This is a genomic window from Janthinobacterium sp. SUN120, assembly GCF_030397735.1.
GTDB classification, from domain to species: domain Bacteria; phylum Pseudomonadota; class Gammaproteobacteria; order Burkholderiales; family Burkholderiaceae_D; genus Janthinobacterium; species Janthinobacterium kumbetense.
Window position 1 is genome coordinate 50628 of sequence record NZ_JAPUBW010000006.1, and the last position, 17119, is coordinate 67746.

The following is a 17119-nucleotide window of genomic DNA, read 5'->3' on the forward strand; positions in this document are numbered from 1 at the left end:
CCGGGCGCGCGGCTGGCCGCTGGCCGCGCTCATCCGCGCCGCGATTTGTGCCATTCGTCGCAAATTTCTCCCCAATGGAGATGTTGCACAATAGAATACACTGATCAACTACTCAAGGATACCGCCATGCGCCCTCTGTTCCTGTTGTCAGTCCTGTCCCTTGCCTGCCTCTCCACCCTCGCGCATGCCGACGAGCAAACCCGCACGGTCGGCGCCTTCAACGCCATCGATATCCGCGGCCCCATCAGCATCGAAGTCGAATCGGGCAAGGAGCAAAGCCTGCTGCTGCGCGGCGACCAGAAATTCCTCAGCGGCGTGATCACGGAAGTGGTCGATGGCGAACTGAAAATTTCCATGAAGGACAAGGACATCAAGAAAACGGAAGGCGATCCGCGCATCATCATCACCATGCCCACCTTGCGCAAGATGATCGCGGAAGGCGCGGGCGAAAAGATATTGACCAAGCTCAATGGCCCAAGAGTCGACATCAGCTACAAGGGTGCGGGCCGCCTGGCCGCCGATGGCCAGGTCGACTGGCTGCGCCTGAAGGCGCAGGGCGTGGGCGAAGTCGATACGAAAGCCTTGCTGGCGAAAAACGTCGACGTCAATTTCGAAGGCATCGGCTCCGTCAAGGTGTATTCCTCGGGCGAACTGAACGCCGTGGTGCGCGGCATGGGCGAACTGACGTATTACGGCAAGCCGAAGATCGTGCACAAGTCGATCGCCGGCATCGGCAGCGTCAATGCCGCCAAGTAAAATTTCCTAAAACAACAAGGCCATCAGGCCAGGGGAGACCGCATGACCGCAACACCCGAAACCCAGGATAACGATGCGTCGCTGGTGCTGCGCGAAGACGAGGGTGGCCTGGTCACCCTGCGCCTGAACCGTCCGCTGCAATTCAATGCCCTGTCGGAAGCCATGCTGGCCGCGCTGCAGGCTGAACTCGACCTTATTGCCGGGCAGCCGCACGTGCGCTGCGTGGTGCTGGCCGCCGCAGGCAAGGCTTTTTGCGCAGGACACGACTTGCGCCAGATGCAAGCCACGCGCCAGCTTGCGTATTATCAAACCCTGTTTGCGCAATGCTCGCGCGTGATGCAAGCCATTCAAACCTTGCCCGTGCCCGTGATTGCCCGCGTGCACGGCATCGCCACGGCGGCCGGCTGCCAGCTGGTCGCCAGCTGCGACCTGGCCGTGGCGGGCGCATCCGCCCGCTTTGCCGTCTCCGGCATCAACGTGGGCCTGTTCTGCGCCACGCCGTCCGTCGCCCTGTCGCGCAATGTGTCGCCCAAGCGGGCCTTCGACATGCTGGTGACGGGCCGCTTCATCGACGCCGACACGGCCGCCGACTGGGGCTTGATCAATGAAACGGTGGCCGACGCGGCGCTCGACGACGCCGTGGCGCGCCTGGCGCAGCAAATCATGGCGAAAAGCCCGACGGCCATCCGCTACGGCAAGCAAATGTTTTACAAACAGCGCCAGCTGCCGCTGGACGACGCGTATGCGTATGCGGGCGACGTGATGGCGCGCAACATGATGGAAGAGGATGCGGAAGAAGGCGTTGCCGCCTTCCTCGAGAAACGGCCGCCAAACTGGGCGCGGCCGTAAAGCAGCTTAGCGCTGTTCCTTCATCTGCTGCTGCACAGAAAGACTCAAGGTACCGAGGTCTTCCTTGCCCAGCAGCGGCAATTGCGCCAGCAGCTGCATCAGGGCGGAACTGCCCGTCACGTCCAGCTCGGACGACTGCACCAGCACCGTGCCGGCGCCCGTGAAGTCGATCTGCTTTTCCTCGCCCGACAAACTGAAACCGGTGAGCGCGCCGGCGGCCGAGGCCCAGCCCTGCACGTGGGCATAGTCGTAGTGATACGACGGGCTGGGGCAATCGGCCCAGCCCAGCACGGCCTGCTCATCCACGCGGCACGGCAATTCCAGGAAATGCACGGGGCCGTTCGACGAGGCGATGACCTTGCCCGTGCCGATCATGGTCAGGTAGCCGGGCAGGGTCGATTCCTGGCAAATCACGTCCTTGGTAAAACCCAGCAGGTTTTTCGCGCGGATGGTCATGTTGGCGTTGTCCAGGTCGTAGCACGCCAGGTCGTTGCCGTTGTCGCCCAGGATCAACTGGCCTTGCCCTTGCGCCACGACAAAGTGGTGCACGTATTTCGGTGCATTGAAGGCATTGCGCACGATCAAGTCGAGCACGCTGCTGCCCATGGCTTCGAAGCGCAGTTCGCCATAGAAGGCGATCATCTTTCCCTTGCGAATGAATATCTGTTCCTTGACGTCGATGACATACGAAAAACGGTTCAGGTTATCGTTCTTCGGCAAGGTATCGGGATTGTAAATCGTCATGGCTTACCTTTCGCTCGCTTGGATGTAGACCGTGCCCTGGCCCGTGAATTTCACCTGGTACGATTCGCCGGACGCCTGGCCGACGAAGGTTTTCCAGTTCAAGTCCGTGACGATGGTCGAGCTCAGCTGCCCCGTGTGGCCGATATACGCTTGCGGGTCGACAAACACGGGCACGTCCGGCGTGACGGGCAAGCCGATGGCATTGCCGTCCGACAAAATCGCCACTTCGCCCGTGCCTTGCAGGGTGGTGGTAAACAAGCCCTGGCCCGAGGCCATGCCGCGCACCACGCCCTGCACGCCGCCCTGGTTGCCGAGGAACATGGTGCCGGCCGTCAGCCGCGCATCGAAGGCCAGCAGGGAATCGCTTTCCACATAAAACGTTTCGCCGCGCACGGGGACGATGGTGACGAACAGGCCGCCCTGCGCATAAAACACGCTGCCCGTGCCGCGCGCCGACATCAGGGCATAGCCTTCATTCGTGACGGCGCGCATGGCCAGGCTTTGCACGCCCTGGCCGGCCAGGAAGGAGCGGCTGAACGCCACGTCGCCCTGGTAGGACACCATGGCGCCCTTGCGCGCGAACACTTCTTCATTGCCGAGTTTGACCTCAAGCATCTTTTCATTGATTTGCTGATAGACAGGCATCGCGGGTCCTCGCTGACTTAACGTTCGGCGGGCTGGATGAACACCACGCCCTGGCCTGTGAATTTGTGCTGGTACGATTCGCCCGAGCTCTGGCCGATCATCGTGCGCCAGTTGACGTCGAAAACGAATTCCTGGCGGATATCGCCCTTGAAGCCGACGAAGGCGTCCGGGTCCACGCGCAGCGGGTGCGCGGGCGTCACTTCCAGCATGATCAGGTTGCCGCGCGAAATGACGGCCAGGTTGCCGTGCCCTTCGACGGTGGTGGAAAACAGGCCCTGGCCCGAACTGGCGCCGCGCAGACCCGCAAAGCTGGTGCCCGTCTTCAGGCTCGTGTCGTAGGCCAGCAGGCTGCTGCTTTCGATGGTCAGCTTTTCACCCGTCAACGGAATGACGGTGATCTCGGCCGCATTCTGCGCGAAAAACACGGTGCCCGTGCCGGCGGCCTGCATCACCTGCATGCCTTCGTTCGTCACCTTGCGCTTGAGCGCGCCGAACAGGCCCTCGCCACCGAGCAGGGATTTTTCAAATTTGATGCTGCCCGTATAGGCGACCATGGCGCCGGCAATCGCCAGCACTTTTTCATCCTGCAGGCGCACTTCCAGCAGGCGGTCGGTATTGGTGCGGAAACTGGTCACGCGCGACTCCCCAAGAATGCCAGGGCACAAAGCCATGGCTATCCGACAAGATACCGTTGGCGTTACCGCCATGCAAGTGCTATTCCTCCCGAACGGGGGTGGGTGAATAAAAAAAAGCGTGCCCGAAGGCACGCCTTGCGTTCAAGCAAAGAACGGTTTATTCAGCCAGCACCGGCTTGGCGCCGCGCGCGTTCTGGAACAGCGGCACGGGATCGTTGGTATTGACCTCGACCACCGTCACGCCCTGCACCACGCCAGCCACCTGGTAGCCGACGGCGCCCAGGTGACGCTTGCCTTCGGCCAGGTTGGACCAGCTCAGCGAGACAGTCGCCGTGCCGCCCGTGAAGGCCGTGCCCGGCATCAGCGCCTTGAAGCCGCCATTCGACAAGCCCGGCGCCAGTACCCACGACGACAAGGTGTAGTCGGCCTGGCCGTTTTGCGGCGCAAAACCGATCACGCACACCTTGTAGGTACCGGCGGCGGGCAGGCGCAGTTCCACTTGCTCATTGGAACTTTCATTGCCGCTGCTGCCGACCAGCACATTGGCGGCGTTGTAGACCTCCATGTCCATGTCGGTATTCGCGCCGCCCGTCGTTTCGGCATCGTAGGTGGCAAAGCGCGCCGCCAGGGTGCCGGCCGGGATCACCACATTGTGCACGTTCACACCCGTGGCGCCGCCCGCCTTGCAGGCGGCCGATGCGGCGGCGCCCGTCGTCGCCTGGCCGATCGTGCGCGCCTGGCGCACGGCTTCGACGAGACCCGACTTGACGCCCACCAGCGCGCCCGAGAAGCCCGTGCCCAGGGTCAGCACCTTGCTGCCCGTGGCCGCTTCGCTGCTGACCAGCGGAATGGCCACCAGCGCCGTGCCGCGCGCCGTCAGGGGGCTGCGCACCGTGTGCGTGCCATCCGTCCAGCTCAGGGCGCCGTAGGTCCAGGTATTGGCCGGCGCCGTGGTGCGCGTCAGCTTGACCTGGTACTGGCCCTTGGCGCCCGGCGCCAGGTTCAGGCTGGTAGGCGTCACCGCCACCGTGTAGCCGGGCAAGCTGGCCGAGACGTTGTAGACGGCGCTGCTGGCGCCCACGTTGGTCACCGTGCGCGTCAGGGTTTGCGTGCCCAGCACGTTGGCCGCCGTCAGCGACGCCAGGTTCAGGTTATAGGCCGCGATGGTACCGATGGCCTGGCATGTGGCGGCGCTGTAGACCTTCAGGTTCAGGCCGCACAGGAAGCGCGCATAGTCGATTTCCGACATGTCGTACACGAGGCCCGGATCGGCCGCGCTGTTCGGCGCGATGTGGCCGGCGCCCTGGCCCCACGGCAGCTGGCCCGAGGTCTTCGCCGTGGCATCCCACGACACGGAACCGTTCAAGCCATCCGAATAGGTGCTGAAGGCCGTCGTCATCAGCGCCGACTTGATGGCCGCGGGCGACCAGTCAGGATGCTGCTGCTTGAGCAATGCCGCCACGCCGGCCACGTGCGGGCTGGCCATCGAGGTGCCGGAATAGAAATCCCACTCGGCCGCCGGCGCCACGCCGCCCGCCGCCACGGCATCGCGCTGCGCCTGCGTCAGGTCGGCCGTCACGCCGGCCAGCACGTTGGTGCCGGGCGCCGAGAGATCCGGTTTCAGGATGTTCGCGTTGGCCACGTTCGGCCCGCGCGAGGAACGGTCGCTGACGATCGGCGCCTGCACCGTCGTGTCGGCGGTGGTGTGGATTTCGCCCAATGCCGCCGTGCCGTCGGGCGTCGCCGCCATGAAGGCCTTCAGCGCGTCGCCCTGCGCCTGCGCCAGGTGCACGGTCGACAGCGCATGCGCCTGGTTGATGACGGTGTTGGCGCCGCCGGCCACGTTGGCGATGATCACGCCCGCCGCGCCCGCCGTTTTGGCGTTCGCGCTCTTGTTGACCAGCACGTTGCCGCCACGGTCGCACACGAGTATCTTGCCCGCCACTTTCGCCGGGTCCAGATACGCCGACGTGGCATCGGCCACGCCGAAGCAGCGCAGCAAGTTGACATCCGTCGGCAGCACGCCGGCCAGGCCCGCGTCGCGCGACTGGATCAGCGGCAGTGCCGGCGTATTCGCGTTGCTCGATGCGCCTTCCAGTTTCGTGCCGCTGCTGAGAGTGACGTTGGCCGCGTACAGGCGGTTGTGGGTGGAATTGGCCACCGTCGCCAGCCATGGGCTGATGTGCGAGACGGGCGCCGGCACGTCGGGCGCAGGCGTGGCCGGGCCGGAATTGCCGCCGGACGTGGCAACGAAGACGCCGGCCGCCGCCGCGCCGAGGAAGGCGACTTCCGTCGGCTCGTCGAAGGCGCCGCCGCCCGCATTCGGGCCGATGGAGAAGTTGATGACGTTCACGCCATCCTTGACCGCCTGGTCGATGGCGGCCACGCTGTCGGCCGTGGCGCAGCCGTTGCGGCCCGTCGAGGCTGCCGTCCAGCACACCTTATAGGCGGCGATGCGGGCGCGCGGCGCCATGCCGGACGCCTTGCCCAGCGATACGCCGTTCGAAGTGGCCAGGGCGCCATTGTTGCCGCCCGCCGTGGAAGCCGTGTGCGTGCCATGGCCGCCGTGCCCCGTCAGTCCGGCAACGGAATCGCGCGGCGACATGAATTCCGTCCAGTGCAGCGCCGAGGTGGCGGCGCGGTAGTAGCGCGCGCCGATCAGCTTATTGTTGCAATTCTCGGCGCTAAAGCCTTCGCCCGTCTGGCAAGTGCCCTGCCAGCTGGCCGGCGGCGCGCCATACACGACATTGTTGCCGCTGTGGCTGGGCACGCCATTCTCGTCGAGGCGGTCGGCAAAGGCCGTGTTCTCGGGCCAGATGCCGCTGTCGACGATGCCGATGATGATGTCTTCGCCCGCGTGCGCCTTGCCGCCCAGCTGCTCCCAGATGCCGCCCGGCTTGTCCAGGCCCAGGAAGCTGGGCGTGTAGCTGGTGTCGAGCTGCAGGATGGAGTCGGCGCTGATGCTGGCCACGCCGCTGTTTTTCTTCAGGGCGCGCACTTCATCGTCCGTCAGCAAGGCGGAAAAGCCGTTGAAGACGACGCTGTACTGGTGCGTGATTTCCGCCGCGCTGACGGTGCCGGCCACGGCGGCCTGTTTGGTGTCGAGGTAGCTCAAATAGGCCTGCACATCGGCGGCGCCCACGTTGATGCGCGCGCCCGGAGCCGGCTTGGTGGCGGCCAGGCCGTCGACCTGGCCCGTGTAGGTGGCGGCCGGCTTGTCGACCAGTTGCACGATGTAGGAGCGGCGTTCCTGCGCCTGCGCCGCTTGCGCCAGGCTGGCGGCCAGCAAGAGGATGCCGAGTGAAACGGGACGTAATTTCATCTCATGCTCCTTGCACGGTGGAGGCGGCGAACTTGCCGCTGCGGCGGCGCGACAGCATGCCGATGGCGCCCAGTCCGGCCAGCATCAGCATGTAGGTCGACGGTTCCGGCACGGCGCTGATATTGATATTGTCGAGCGCAAACTGGCCCTGGTTGAAGGCGGGGAAATCGAGGGAATTGCTGCACGCGCCCGTATCGTTGAAGATGCACGCATTGAAGCTCAGGCCCGTAAACGCATAGTTGCTGAAGCCGCCCAGCAGGGAAGCGCTCTGGAAATGGTAATTGCCATCGCTGCCCTGGCCGGGAAACGCCAGCGAGGTGCTGATCACCTGGCCGTCGCTGAGGGTGCCGCTCAGCTGCAGCTGGCCCCAATTCTGGTTCGGCAAGCCGGACACGGGAGCGATAAAGGAATAATCGAAACCGGCCAGGGTGAATGCCTGGTGGTCGGCGCGCGTGAAATTCACGCCGCCATCGTTGAGGATAGCCAGGTAATTGCCGCTGGCGCCCTGCGGGCAAGCGGCGATATCGCACGACGAACCCACGCGGCCATCGAGGATGGCGCCCACGCCGCTGACGCCGCCGCCGGCCGCCGTCGTCGGGTCGGCCAGGAACAGCAGGTTGTAGCTCGACGTATTGAGCGTCTGGCCGCTTTCATACACGTCGGGACGCAAGTTGTCGAAAGTCAGGACACCGGCCAGGGCCGGTGCCGAGCCCAGCACGGACAAGGTGGCCAGCGCGGCAAGGACGGCGACGCGACCGCGGGTAGCGGGCGGATTGGCGGTGGCGGGCGATACCCGCGCATGTGATAAACGATTCATTCTATTCCCTTGATTGTTGTGGATAGATAGGTCGGCAGGTCTGGCGCCCGCTTTCAGCTTTTTCACAAAAGTGTCAACAAATATAGCAAATCGCATAAAACAAATATCATATTTTTAATATCATTTATTTATTTTTTATCTAACTCCGCGAAACTTTGTTTTGTTTTATCTATGAAAGTTTGAGGAATCTCAACGTTACATTTGAACAACAAGAGCGCGCACTGCAGACGCGTACGCCAGCGGACCGGCCCGACTTCGGATAAGCTCGAAAACCGCGCCTGCCGCGTCATCCTCCTCCGTCACATCGCGGTACACCTGTTCCATCCTGGAACACTTGCCTGTTCCCTCCGCCCCGCATGAGCGGCCCCTCGCGCCCTTGCGCCGATGGCATGAAGCTTGCACAACAAGAAGATCGACCGTGCTCAGGGAGCAGCATCATGGAACACCATCAATTTGGCGCCCAGGCAAGCGCGCACGCCCGGCCGCGCCGGACCGTCCTGCTGTGCTGCGCGCTGGCGCTGGCTTTTTTCCTGCTGGCCGCCAGGCTGGACCTGGCCGAACGGCTGACGCAGTCGCTCTGGCGCCAGGAACATTGGCAACTCGATGAACTGGCCCTGAGCCTGCTGGTCCTGGTGCTGGCGCTGGCCGGCTTTGCCGCGCGGCGCGGCCGCCAGGTGGCGCTGCTGCTGGCGCAAAACCGCGCCCTCACGCAGCGCCTGCTGCGCGCGCAGGAAGAGGAACGCTGCGCGCTGGCGCGCGAGCTGCACGATGAAGTGGGACAAGACTGCACGGCCATCCGCGCCGCCGCCAGCTACATCCTGCGCGCGCGCGAGGGCGACCAGGCAAACGTGCAGGCGTGCGCCGCCAGCATCGCCCGCTCGTCGGAAGCGCTGCACGCGATGGTGCGCACGATGCTGCGCCGGCTGCGCCCGCCCGTGCTCGACAGCCTGGGATTGGCGCCGGCACTGCAGGCGCTGTGCGACAGCTGGGCCCAGCAGCACGGCATCGCCTGCCATTTCGCGGCGCACGCCATCCCCGCCGGCCTCGACGACAGCACCGCCACCGCCATCTACCGCCTGGTGCAGGAAGGCTTGACGAACGTGGCGCGCCACGCGGGCGCCGACCAGGCCACGGTGGAATTGCGCGCCGATGCGCACGGCTTGCTGCACCTGGCCATCGAAGACAATGGCCGAGGTTTGCGCCAGGACAAGACGCCAGCAGACGGTTTCGGCATGCTGGGCATGCGCGAGCGCGTGGCAGGCTTGCGCGGCCACATCCGCTGGATCAATGCGCTGGGCAACGGCTTGCGCATCGAAGTGGCCCTGGCGGCACGGTGCGCGGCATGAGCGCCATGAACGCCATGCACAGCGGCATGCGGCCGATCCGCGTGATGCTGGTGGACGACCATCCGGTGGTGCGCACGGGCTACCGGCGCCTGCTGGAACAGGGCGGCGACATCGCCGTCGTGGCCGAGGCGGGCAATGGCGAAACGGCGTATGGCTTGTACCAGGAGCATGCGCCCGACGTCTGCGTGACGGATTTGTCCATGCCCGGCATCGGCGGCCTGGAATTGCTGCGCAAGCTGCTCGCGCGCGACGCGGGCGCCCGCGTGCTGGTGTTTACCATGCACGACACGCCCCAGCTCATCGCGCGCGCGTTTGACGGCGGCGCCTGCGGCTTCGTCAGCAAGCAGGCCGACCCGGAACACCTGGTCGACGCTGTGCGCGCCGCCCACGCGGGCCGGCGCTACCTGGACCCGCACAGCGCGCCCGGCGTGCTGCAAGGCACGGCCAACATGGAAGCAGACCGTTTGAGCAGCCTGAGCCAGCGTGAATTCGAAATCTTCCGCCTGCTGGCCGAAGGCCGCAGCGCCGCCGACTGCGCCCGCCTGCTGCACGTCAGCAGCAAGACGGTGGCCAACCACCAGACTTGCATCAAGGAAAAGCTCGACGTGCCCGGCCCCGCCGCGTTGGTGCATCTGGCGCTGCGCAACGGCATCATCGAGCAGGTCCATCCTTAAAACGCATAGCGCGCGCCCACGTTCACGCTGCGCGGCGCGCCGGCCGCATAGAACGTCGCATTGACCATCGGATAGTCGCCGTTCACGGCGGGCAGCGGGCGGGCGGCGAAATTGCCGTTGGCATCGAAACCCGTCGCGCCCAGCTGGGCCGCCGTCGCATATTTCCGGTCGAACAGGTTATTCACCTGGGCAAACACGCTGAGTCGTGGCGTCAACTGGTACTTGCCGTTCAATTCCACCACGGCATAGCCGCCGCTCTTGCCCGCGCCCAGGTACGACGTTCCTCCCGCCTGGTGCGCATTGTTTTCATTGCCGCGCGCATAGGCGCTGGAGACGGCCGTCATGGCCAGGCCCACCGTCCAGTCGCGTCCGCCCTGAATATCCACATGCGCCTTCAGGATATGGCTCGGCGTCAAGGGAATGCGCTTACCGGGCGTGATGACGATATTGCCTTCCAGGCCGGGCGCGTCCGCATCGCTGCTGCTGTTGGCGCTGCCGTTGACGAACTCCCGGCTTTGATACGTCGCCTGCAGCCACGTGTAGTTGACGCCGAAGTCCAGCATGCCCGCCTTGCCATCCAGCGCCAGCTCCACGCCCTGGTGGCGCGTCTTGCCGAAATTCTTGAAATAGCCAAACCCCGCCTGGTTGTCGGCCACGAACAGGATATCGTCGTGATTTTCCGCGCGGAACACGCCGGCGCTCCAGCGGGCCACCTCGCCCCACTGGCCGCGCACGCCCGCTTCCCACGTCTTCGTGATGACCTGCTTTAATGGCGGGTCGCCGGCCATGGCGTTGGGCAGGCGGCACGGGTTTTCCGGGTCGGCGCAACCGAGCTCGATGGCCGTCGGCGTACGGCTGCCTTCGTTGTAGCCGAGATAGGCGCTCACGCCTGCGGCCGGCGCATACGCCAGGCCGATGGCAGGATTGAAGCGGCTGAAACGGTGGTTGCCATCGAGCGAACCGCTGCCGCCGCCGGGCGTGATGGCGTCGCGGTTGCGCACGGTGCTGCGGTTGTAGCGGCCGGAGACGGTCAAGGTCATATCTTGATTCAACGCAATGCTGTCGCTCGCATACACGCTCCACGTGCGCATGCGCCCGCTCAAGTCGACCCGGTTGTCGACGGGCATGCCATCGTCATCGATTTCCGTGCCGTCGGCAAAGAAGTTCACAGGCGTGATGCTGCGGTCCGGATTCAGGTAGCCGAACTGGCTCGTCTGGCGGAACGTGGCGTGGCTGGCGTCGAAGGCGGCACCGGCCGTGACGCTGTGGCGCATGGCGGCCACGTCGGCCAGCGCGGTGAACTGGCCCGAAAATCCATAGTTTTCCTGCCGCGTATGGCTACGGTTGAGCATGCCATTGCATTTTTCGGCCGGCTCGTCGTTCAGCAGCACGTTGGCGATGCAGCGCCACTTCGGAAATGGCGTATTGGCCGCGTTCGCGCCGCTGGCGGGAAAGCCCGTGTAGCCGGCCGCCGCCAGGGCCGCCCGCTCGGCCGCTCCCGGCTGGTAGACGGACTGGTCGAGCGACTCGTCGTTCAAGTCGCCATTGAACGTGTGCGTGTCGATCTTGCGGTAGTACACATTGCCGGACAGCAGCAAGGCCGCGCCGGCCTGGTGCTTGCCCGTCAGGTTCAACAGGGTCGATTTGTTCTGCGTCAAATCCGGCTTGGTATACACGCTGCGGTAATCGCGCGCCAGCAGGCGCTGTTCCTGCAAGCCGTTGCCCGTCAGCGCATTGTCCGCATGGGCTACGGTAACGGCGATGTCCGTGCGCGCATCGCTCCAGCCCAGCTTGCCAAACAGCTGGCGCACGTCGGACGGCGAATCGTCGCGCCAGCCGTCTTCCTTGAAACGGTTGCCCGTCACATACCAGTGCCAGCCTTGCGCATTGCTGCCGCCATGCTCGACCTCGACGGCGCGCCGTTTGTCGGAACCCAGGCGCGCTTCGATGGCGGTGCCGGGGCTGCTGCGGCCATCCTTGGTTTGCAGCGCCAGCGCGCCGCCCAGGGTATTCAAGCCGAACAGGGGATTCGAGCCGGGCATCAGGGTCAGCGATGCGATGGCCATGCGCGGGATCAAGTCCCAGCTGACGACGTCGCCGAACGGCTGGTTCAGGCGCATGCCGTCCAGGTACACGGACAACCCTTGCGGCGTGCCCAGCAAGGGCGACGCCGTATAGCCGCGGTAGCTGACGTCGGGCTGGAACGGATTGTTCTGTACCTCGTTCACGTAGACGCTGCCCAGGTTGCGGCGCAGGAAGGCGGAGATGTCGAGCGCGCCGCTGCGGGCGATCTGCTGCGCGCTGGCCGTCTGCACGGGCGCGGCCAGGGTGTCGCGCGGCTGGTCCACGGTGGGCAGCGGCATGCTGCCCGTGATGATGACGGTGGGCAAGTCACCCGAGGTGGCCAGGCTCGCGGCCAGGCTGGCGTCAGCGGCAAGGTCAGCGGCCTGCGCCTGGCACAGCGCCATGGCGGCGGCAGCCAATAAAGTCAGTTTCATGCGTATCCCCAGTTTTATCGTGGTTTTTATTGCGTCCAGTATCGGACAGCCACCATCGGGGAACCAGGGAAAAACTCCCGCCGTGCGGGGGAACTAGCGTTGCAAGGGCAGGTAACTCTGTTTGAGCTGGCGCAACACGAAACTGGATTTGCTGTGGCGGATACCGGGAATTTTATATAAACGCTCGCGCAGCAGGCGTTCATAGTCGCGCGTGTCGCTCACCGCGATGCGCAGGTAGTAATCGTAGTCGCCGGACACAAGAAACGCTTCCAGCACTTCCGGGATCATGGCCAGCGCGTGGCCGAATTCGAACAGGGCCTGGTCGGAATGGTCGTCCAAGGTCACTTGCACGATGACGGTGTCGGCCAGCCCCACCTTGGCCGCGTTGACGTTCACCGTGTAGCCTTCGATGACGCCATCGTCTTCCATGCGCTTGATGCGCGCCCAGCATGGCGACGAGGTCAGGCCCACCTTGGCGCTCAGGTCGTGCAGGCTGATGCGGGCATCCTGCTGCAGGGCCGTCAGGATGGCGAGGTCGAATTTGTCCAGTTTCATTCTGTCATATCCTTATTTCACAGCAAATTTTACTGAATATCGCATTCTATACGAGAAAACCAGCAGCCTTTTCTGCCGCATCAGGCAGAAAATAAGGCCATGAAACCCGATCCCGCTCCCCTCCTCGCTCCCGCCGCCGACCTTGCGCCGCGCAACGGCGCCAGCACCCTGATCGACACCCTGCTGGCCCTGGGCGTCGACACCGTCTTCGGCTACCCGGGCGGCGCCGTGCTGCCCCTGTACGACGCGCTGCACGCGCAGCCCCGCTTGCGCCACGTGCTGGTGCGCCACGAACAGGCGGCCGTGCACGCGGCCGAAGGCTATGCGCGCAGCACGGGCCGGCCCGGCGTCGTCTTCGTCACGTCCGGCCCCGGCATGAGCAACACCACCACGGGCTTGCTCGACGCCCTGTGCGATTCGGTGCCCGTCATCTGCATCAGCGGCCAGGTGGCCAGCACCAGCATCGGCACCAACGCCTTCCAGGAATGCGACGCGCTGGGCATCTCGCGCCCCGTCACCAAGTGGAACCGGCAAATCCGCGCGGCCGAGGAAACGGCCGCCGTCGTGCACGAAGCATTTGTTCAAGCCACGCAGGGCCGGCCCGGCCCCGTGCTGGTCGATTTTCCCAAGGATATGCAGCTGGCGCCCGTCACGCAACACGCGCCGCTGCCGCCCGCAGCCACAGCGGCCGCGCCCCTGCCGCCGCCCGCAGACCTGGAACGGGCCGCCAGCCTGATCGCCGGCGCGCGCCAGCCCGTGTTCTATGGCGGCGGGGGCCTCGTCAATTCCGGCCTGGATGCCTGCGCCGCCTTCCAGCAATTGGTGAAACTGGCCGCCGCGCCGTGCACCCTGACCTTATTGGGCCTGGGCGCCTTTCCCGCCTCGCACCCGGCCTTCCTCGGCATGCTGGGCATGCACGGCACCCTGGAAGCGAACCTGGCCATGCACCATGCGGATTTGATCGTCTGCGTCGGCGCCCGCTTCGACGACCGGGTCACGGGCCGCCTGGATGCGTTTTGTCCTGGCGCAAAGGTCATCCACATCGACATCGACCCGGCCTCCATACACAAGGTGGTGCGCGCCGACGTGGCCCTGCGCGGCGATTGCGCCCCCGTATTGGCCGCCTTGCTGGCACAGCTGCGCGGACGCCTGCTGGCGGACCGCCAGCCGTGGTGGCAACGCATCGACGGCTGGCGCGCCCAGGACAGCCTGGCGTTCGACGATACGCCGGAGGTGATCGCGCCGCAGGCGCTGATGCGGCGCCTGCAAGCGGCGCTGGACGGCATGGACGGCGGCGATGCCATCGTTTCCACCGACGTGGGCCAGCACCAGATGTGGGCGGCGCAGCACTTGCGCTTCGAGCAGCCGCGCCGCTGGCTCACCTCGGGCGGCGCCGGCACCATGGGCTATGGCTTGCCGGCCGCCATCGGCGCGCAGATCGCCCATCCGGGCAAGCGCGTCGTGTGCGTCAGCGGCGATGCGTCGATCTTGATGAATATCCAGGAACTGGCCACGGCCGTGCAGCACCGCCTGCCCGTGAAAGTGGTGTTGTCGAACAATGGCTACATGGGCATGGTGCGCCAGTGGCAGGAACTCATCCATGGCGGGCGCTACAGCCACAGCTACACGGAAGCGCTGCCCGATTTCGTCGCCCTGGCGCGCGCGTTCGGCTGGCAGGCGCACACGGTGAGCCGGCGCGAGGAACTCGACGCGGCATTGACAGCCTGCCTCGCATCGGAGGGCCCGTACTTCCTCGACGTGCGCGTGCATGGCGCGGAAAACTGCTTCCCCATGATGGCGCCCGGCGCGGGGCACCATGAAGTGACCTTGCGCAAAGGCGTCGTCTACACCGGGTAAAAAAACCCGTTCAACTCCACACCCTGTATATCCAGTAGCTTTCATCGTCGCGCATGGCGCGCGCCAGCTCGGTGGGGCTCAAGCCCGTGATTTCGCGCGTCTCGCGGCAAAAATGGGCCTGGTCGGCGTAACCGCCGCTGGCGGCGACGTCGGACCAGGACGCCGTGCCCTGCAGGATGGCGCCGCGCTCGTCGAGAAACAGCTGTTCCGCGCGGCGCATGCGGCGCAAGGTGCGCATGGGCTGGCCGGCCCAGGCCTTGATGCGGCGCTCGATATTGCGCGCGCTGCTGGCCAGGCCCGTCGATGCCGCCTGCACGGCCAGGCGGCGCACCCAGTCCTGCACGGCGCCGGCCGGATGGTCGCCGCTCTTGCGCGCCAGCGCCCAGCGCGGCGCGAGAAAATCCTCCACCAGCCTGACGCGGACCGCGTCGTCGGGCGCCGCCAGCACGGCGTCCGACAGGGCCAGCCATTCCCCATCGAACAGCGCGTCGAGCGGGCGGAACTGGTCCAGCAAGCCATCCATCGAGACGCCCGACAACGCATGCAGGGCGGCCGGGTAAAACATCACGACAAACGTATGCACGGGGCCGGGGTTGTAGCTGACCAGCGGATACGAACGGGGGCCGCCGAACAGCGCGGGCGGCATGCGCACGTCCCGCAGCGACAGGCCCGGCGCTGCCGCTTCCACGTCGCCCGCGACGGTCCAGACGATGCTGCACATGGGCGCGGCGGGAAAGCGGTTCAGGCGCTGCGCCGACGGCAACGGCGCGCAGCCCGTGGTGTCGCGCACGAGGAAGGCGCGCACGCAGGAAGCGAGCGCCGTGCGCGGCGCGATCAGGCGGGTCAGGGGCGTAGGGGCGACAGGCATGGCGACGATTGTACCGGCAATTTCCGGCCGCGCCCGATGTCGTATTCGTTCAAGACGCGGACGCGCAAGCGCGCTACAGTGAAGTCATTGTCGCCATCCACCAGGAGTACGCCATGCCCCCGCTCGATCACGCCGCCGCGCCCGCCACCACGGCCCTGCGCCAGATTCGCCGCCTGCCGGGGCCATTCGCCCTGCCCATCGTCGGCAACAGCCTGCAGATCAAGCTCACGCGCATCCACCGCGACGTGGAAGAGTGGGTGCGGCGCTACGGCCCCTACCTGCGCGCCTGGTTCGGCCGCACCCTGGTGCTGGTGGTGGCCGACAGCGAGGCCGTCGGCGCCGTGCTGCGCGACCGGCCCGACGGCTTTCGCCGCCCCCTGAGCAGTTCCATCGTTTCCGAGGAAATGGGCGGCATCCCCGGCCTGTTCCTGGCCGAGGGCACGGAATGGCGCAACCAGCGCCGCATGGTCATGGCCGGCATGGCGCCCGGCGCCGTCAAGGCCTACTTCCCCGCGCTGGCGACGGTGGCGCAGCGCCTGCAGCGGCGCTGGCATCTTGCCGCCACGCAAGGCCAAGCGATCGACCTCGATGGCGACCTGAAACGCTACACGGTCGACATCATCGCCGGCCTCGCCTTCGGCACCGAGGTCAATACGCTGGAAGCGGGCGAAGACGTGATCCAGCGCCACATGGACGCCATCCTGCCCGCTGTGGCGCGGCGCAGCCTGTCGATGTTCCCGTACTGGCGCTACGTCAAGCTGCCCGTCGACCGCCGCCTGGACCGCGACGTGGCGGCCCTGTCCGCCGCCGTGGCCGACCTGGTGCAGCAGGCGCGCACGCGCATGGCGCGCGACCCGGCACGCCGCGAGCGTCCGCCCAACCTGCTCGAAGCGATGATCGTCGCCGCCGACGAAAAGGACAGCGGCGTGAACGACCGCGCCGTGGCCGGCAATGTGCTGACCATGCTGCTGGCGGGCGAGGATACGACGGCCAATACGCTGTCCTGGATGATTTACCTGTTGCAACGCCATCCGCACACCCTGGCGCGGGCGCGCGAGGAAGTACGGCGCCTGGCGCCCGACGCGGCCCGCTTCACGATCGAGCAGATGGATAGCCTCGACTACCTGGGCGCCTGCGCCAGCGAAGCCATGCGCCTGAAGCCGGTGGCGCCCTTCCTGCCCGTGGAGGCGCTGCGCGACACGGTCATCGCCGATATCGCCGTGCCGGCCGGCACCCTCGTGTGGTGCGTGATGCGCCACGACACGGTGTCCGATGCGCACTTTCCCGACGCGCAAGCCTTCCAGCCCGAGCGCTGGCTGGCCGAAGGGGGCGAGGCGAACAACAGGCGCGCCGCCATGCCCTTCGGCGCCGGCTTGCGCACGTGTCCGGGCCGCTACCTGGCCTTGTTGGAAATCAAGATCGCCATGGCCATGCTGCTGGGCAGCTTCGACATCGCCGGCGTCGACACGCCCGATGGCGGCGAGGCGCAGGAACTGATGGGTTTTGTGATGTCGCCCATCGGCTTGACGATGCGCCTGGCGCGGCCGCAGTGA

General features: G+C 65.9%; 14 protein-coding genes. 6 read left to right on the forward strand and 8 right to left on the reverse strand.

Going from position 1 to position 17119, the window contains the following annotated elements:
* Positions 1 to 126: 126 nt before the first annotated feature.
* Positions 127 to 756, forward strand: a complete 630-nt coding sequence (locus O0879_RS24695) for a head GIN domain-containing protein (protein ID WP_289919273.1) — start codon at positions 127 to 129, stop codon at positions 754 to 756.
* A 42-nt stretch (positions 757 to 798) separates the two neighbouring features.
* Positions 799 to 1605, forward strand: coding sequence for an enoyl-CoA hydratase (locus O0879_RS24700; RefSeq protein ID WP_289919275.1), 807 nt, complete (start codon positions 799 to 801; stop codon positions 1603 to 1605).
* Positions 1606 to 1611: 6 nt separating this feature from the next.
* Here O0879_RS24700 and O0879_RS24705 read toward each other — a convergent pair whose 3' ends face one another.
* The 5 genes from O0879_RS24705 to O0879_RS24725 all read right to left on the reverse strand — a co-directional run bounded on the left by O0879_RS24705 (position 1612) and on the right by O0879_RS24725 (position 7768).
* On the reverse strand, positions 1612 to 2349 hold the full coding sequence (locus O0879_RS24705) for an AIM24 family protein (RefSeq protein ID WP_152252167.1): 738 nt from the start codon (positions 2347 to 2349) through the stop codon (positions 1612 to 1614).
* Positions 2350 to 2352: 3 nt separating this feature from the next.
* Positions 2353 to 2994, reverse strand: a complete 642-nt coding sequence (locus O0879_RS24710; protein WP_034784288.1) for an AIM24 family protein — start codon at positions 2992 to 2994, stop codon at positions 2353 to 2355.
* A gap of 17 nt (positions 2995 to 3011) precedes the next feature.
* Positions 3012 to 3629 carry an AIM24 family protein gene (locus O0879_RS24715; RefSeq protein WP_216350350.1) on the reverse strand — a complete coding sequence of 206 codons (618 nt, stop codon included), beginning with the start codon at positions 3627 to 3629 and terminating at the stop codon, positions 3012 to 3014.
* Positions 3630 to 3786: 157 nt separating this feature from the next.
* Complete coding sequence (locus tag O0879_RS24720; RefSeq protein WP_289919277.1) at positions 3787 to 6951, reverse strand: S8 family serine peptidase; 3165 nt, start codon at positions 6949 to 6951, stop codon at positions 3787 to 3789.
* 1 nt (position 6952) lies between these two features.
* On the reverse strand, positions 6953 to 7768 hold the full coding sequence (locus O0879_RS24725) for an NF038120 family PEP-CTERM protein (RefSeq protein ID WP_289912276.1): 816 nt from the start codon (positions 7766 to 7768) through the stop codon (positions 6953 to 6955).
* Positions 7769 to 8205: 437 nt separating this feature from the next.
* On the opposite strand from O0879_RS24725, the gene O0879_RS24730 reads away from it, so the two are divergent.
* Entirely contained in the window at positions 8206 to 9114 is a 909-nt protein-coding gene (locus O0879_RS24730; RefSeq protein ID WP_289919279.1) for a histidine kinase, read from the forward strand.
* A complete protein-coding gene (locus O0879_RS24735) occupies positions 9111 to 9788 on the forward strand; it encodes a response regulator transcription factor (RefSeq protein WP_251349271.1) in 678 nt (225 codons plus the stop codon). The genes O0879_RS24730 and O0879_RS24735 overlap by 4 nt, the downstream gene beginning before the upstream one ends.
* On the opposite strand, the gene O0879_RS24740 is transcribed toward O0879_RS24735, so the two are convergent.
* Together O0879_RS24740 and O0879_RS24745 are read right to left on the reverse strand one after the other, a co-directional pair.
* Positions 9785 to 12286, reverse strand: coding sequence for a TonB-dependent receptor (locus O0879_RS24740; RefSeq protein WP_289919283.1), 2502 nt, complete (start codon positions 12284 to 12286; stop codon positions 9785 to 9787). The genes O0879_RS24735 and O0879_RS24740 overlap by 4 nt on opposite strands.
* A gap of 93 nt (positions 12287 to 12379) precedes the next feature.
* A complete protein-coding gene (locus O0879_RS24745) occupies positions 12380 to 12841 on the reverse strand; it encodes an Lrp/AsnC family transcriptional regulator (protein ID WP_070217690.1) in 462 nt (153 codons plus the stop codon).
* Positions 12842 to 12940: 99 nt separating this feature from the next.
* Between O0879_RS24745 and ilvB the strand changes: the two genes are divergently transcribed.
* Entirely contained in the window at positions 12941 to 14698 is a 1758-nt protein-coding gene (gene ilvB, locus O0879_RS24750; protein ID WP_289919285.1) for a biosynthetic-type acetolactate synthase large subunit, read from the forward strand.
* Between the two features lie 10 nt (positions 14699 to 14708).
* Here ilvB and O0879_RS24755 read toward each other — a convergent pair whose 3' ends face one another.
* Positions 14709 to 15566 carry a helix-turn-helix domain-containing protein gene (locus O0879_RS24755; RefSeq protein WP_289919286.1) on the reverse strand — a complete coding sequence of 286 codons (858 nt, stop codon included), beginning with the start codon at positions 15564 to 15566 and terminating at the stop codon, positions 14709 to 14711.
* Between the two features lie 113 nt (positions 15567 to 15679).
* Here O0879_RS24755 and O0879_RS24760 point away from each other — a divergent pair, with 113 nt between their 5' ends.
* Positions 15680 to 17119 carry a cytochrome P450 gene (locus O0879_RS24760; RefSeq protein WP_289919288.1) on the forward strand — a complete coding sequence of 480 codons (1440 nt, stop codon included), beginning with the start codon at positions 15680 to 15682 and terminating at the stop codon, positions 17117 to 17119.

What these genes read in the sequence shown, in the direction of transcription:
- O0879_RS24695 (WP_289919273.1), top strand. Translation starts at nt 127, where the DNA reads ATGCGCCCTCTGTTCCTGTTGTCAGTCCTGTCCCTTGCCTGCCTCTCC.
- O0879_RS24700 (WP_289919275.1), top strand. Translation starts at nt 799, where the DNA reads ATGACCGCAACACCCGAAACCCAGGATAACGATGCGTCGCTGGTGCTG.
- O0879_RS24705 (WP_152252167.1), bottom strand. Translation starts at nt 2,349, where the DNA reads ATGACGATTTACAATCCCGATACCTTGCCGAAGAACGATAACCTGAAC.
- O0879_RS24710 (WP_034784288.1), bottom strand. Translation starts at nt 2,994, where the DNA reads ATGCCTGTCTATCAGCAAATCAATGAAAAGATGCTTGAGGTCAAACTC.
- O0879_RS24720 (WP_289919277.1), bottom strand. Translation starts at nt 6,951, where the DNA reads ATGAAATTACGTCCCGTTTCACTCGGCATCCTCTTGCTGGCCGCCAGC.
- O0879_RS24725 (WP_289912276.1), bottom strand. Translation starts at nt 7,768, where the DNA reads ATGAATCGTTTATCACATGCGCGGGTATCGCCCGCCACCGCCAATCCG.
- O0879_RS24730 (WP_289919279.1), top strand. Translation starts at nt 8,206, where the DNA reads ATGGAACACCATCAATTTGGCGCCCAGGCAAGCGCGCACGCCCGGCCG.
- O0879_RS24735 (WP_251349271.1), top strand. Translation starts at nt 9,111, where the DNA reads ATGAGCGCCATGAACGCCATGCACAGCGGCATGCGGCCGATCCGCGTG.
- O0879_RS24740 (WP_289919283.1), bottom strand. Translation starts at nt 12,286, where the DNA reads ATGAAACTGACTTTATTGGCTGCCGCCGCCATGGCGCTGTGCCAGGCG.
- O0879_RS24745 (WP_070217690.1), bottom strand. Translation starts at nt 12,841, where the DNA reads ATGAAACTGGACAAATTCGACCTCGCCATCCTGACGGCCCTGCAGCAG.
- ilvB (WP_289919285.1), top strand. Translation starts at nt 12,941, where the DNA reads ATGAAACCCGATCCCGCTCCCCTCCTCGCTCCCGCCGCCGACCTTGCG.
- O0879_RS24755 (WP_289919286.1), bottom strand. Translation starts at nt 15,566, where the DNA reads ATGCCTGTCGCCCCTACGCCCCTGACCCGCCTGATCGCGCCGCGCACG.
- O0879_RS24760 (WP_289919288.1), top strand. Translation starts at nt 15,680, where the DNA reads ATGCCCCCGCTCGATCACGCCGCCGCGCCCGCCACCACGGCCCTGCGC.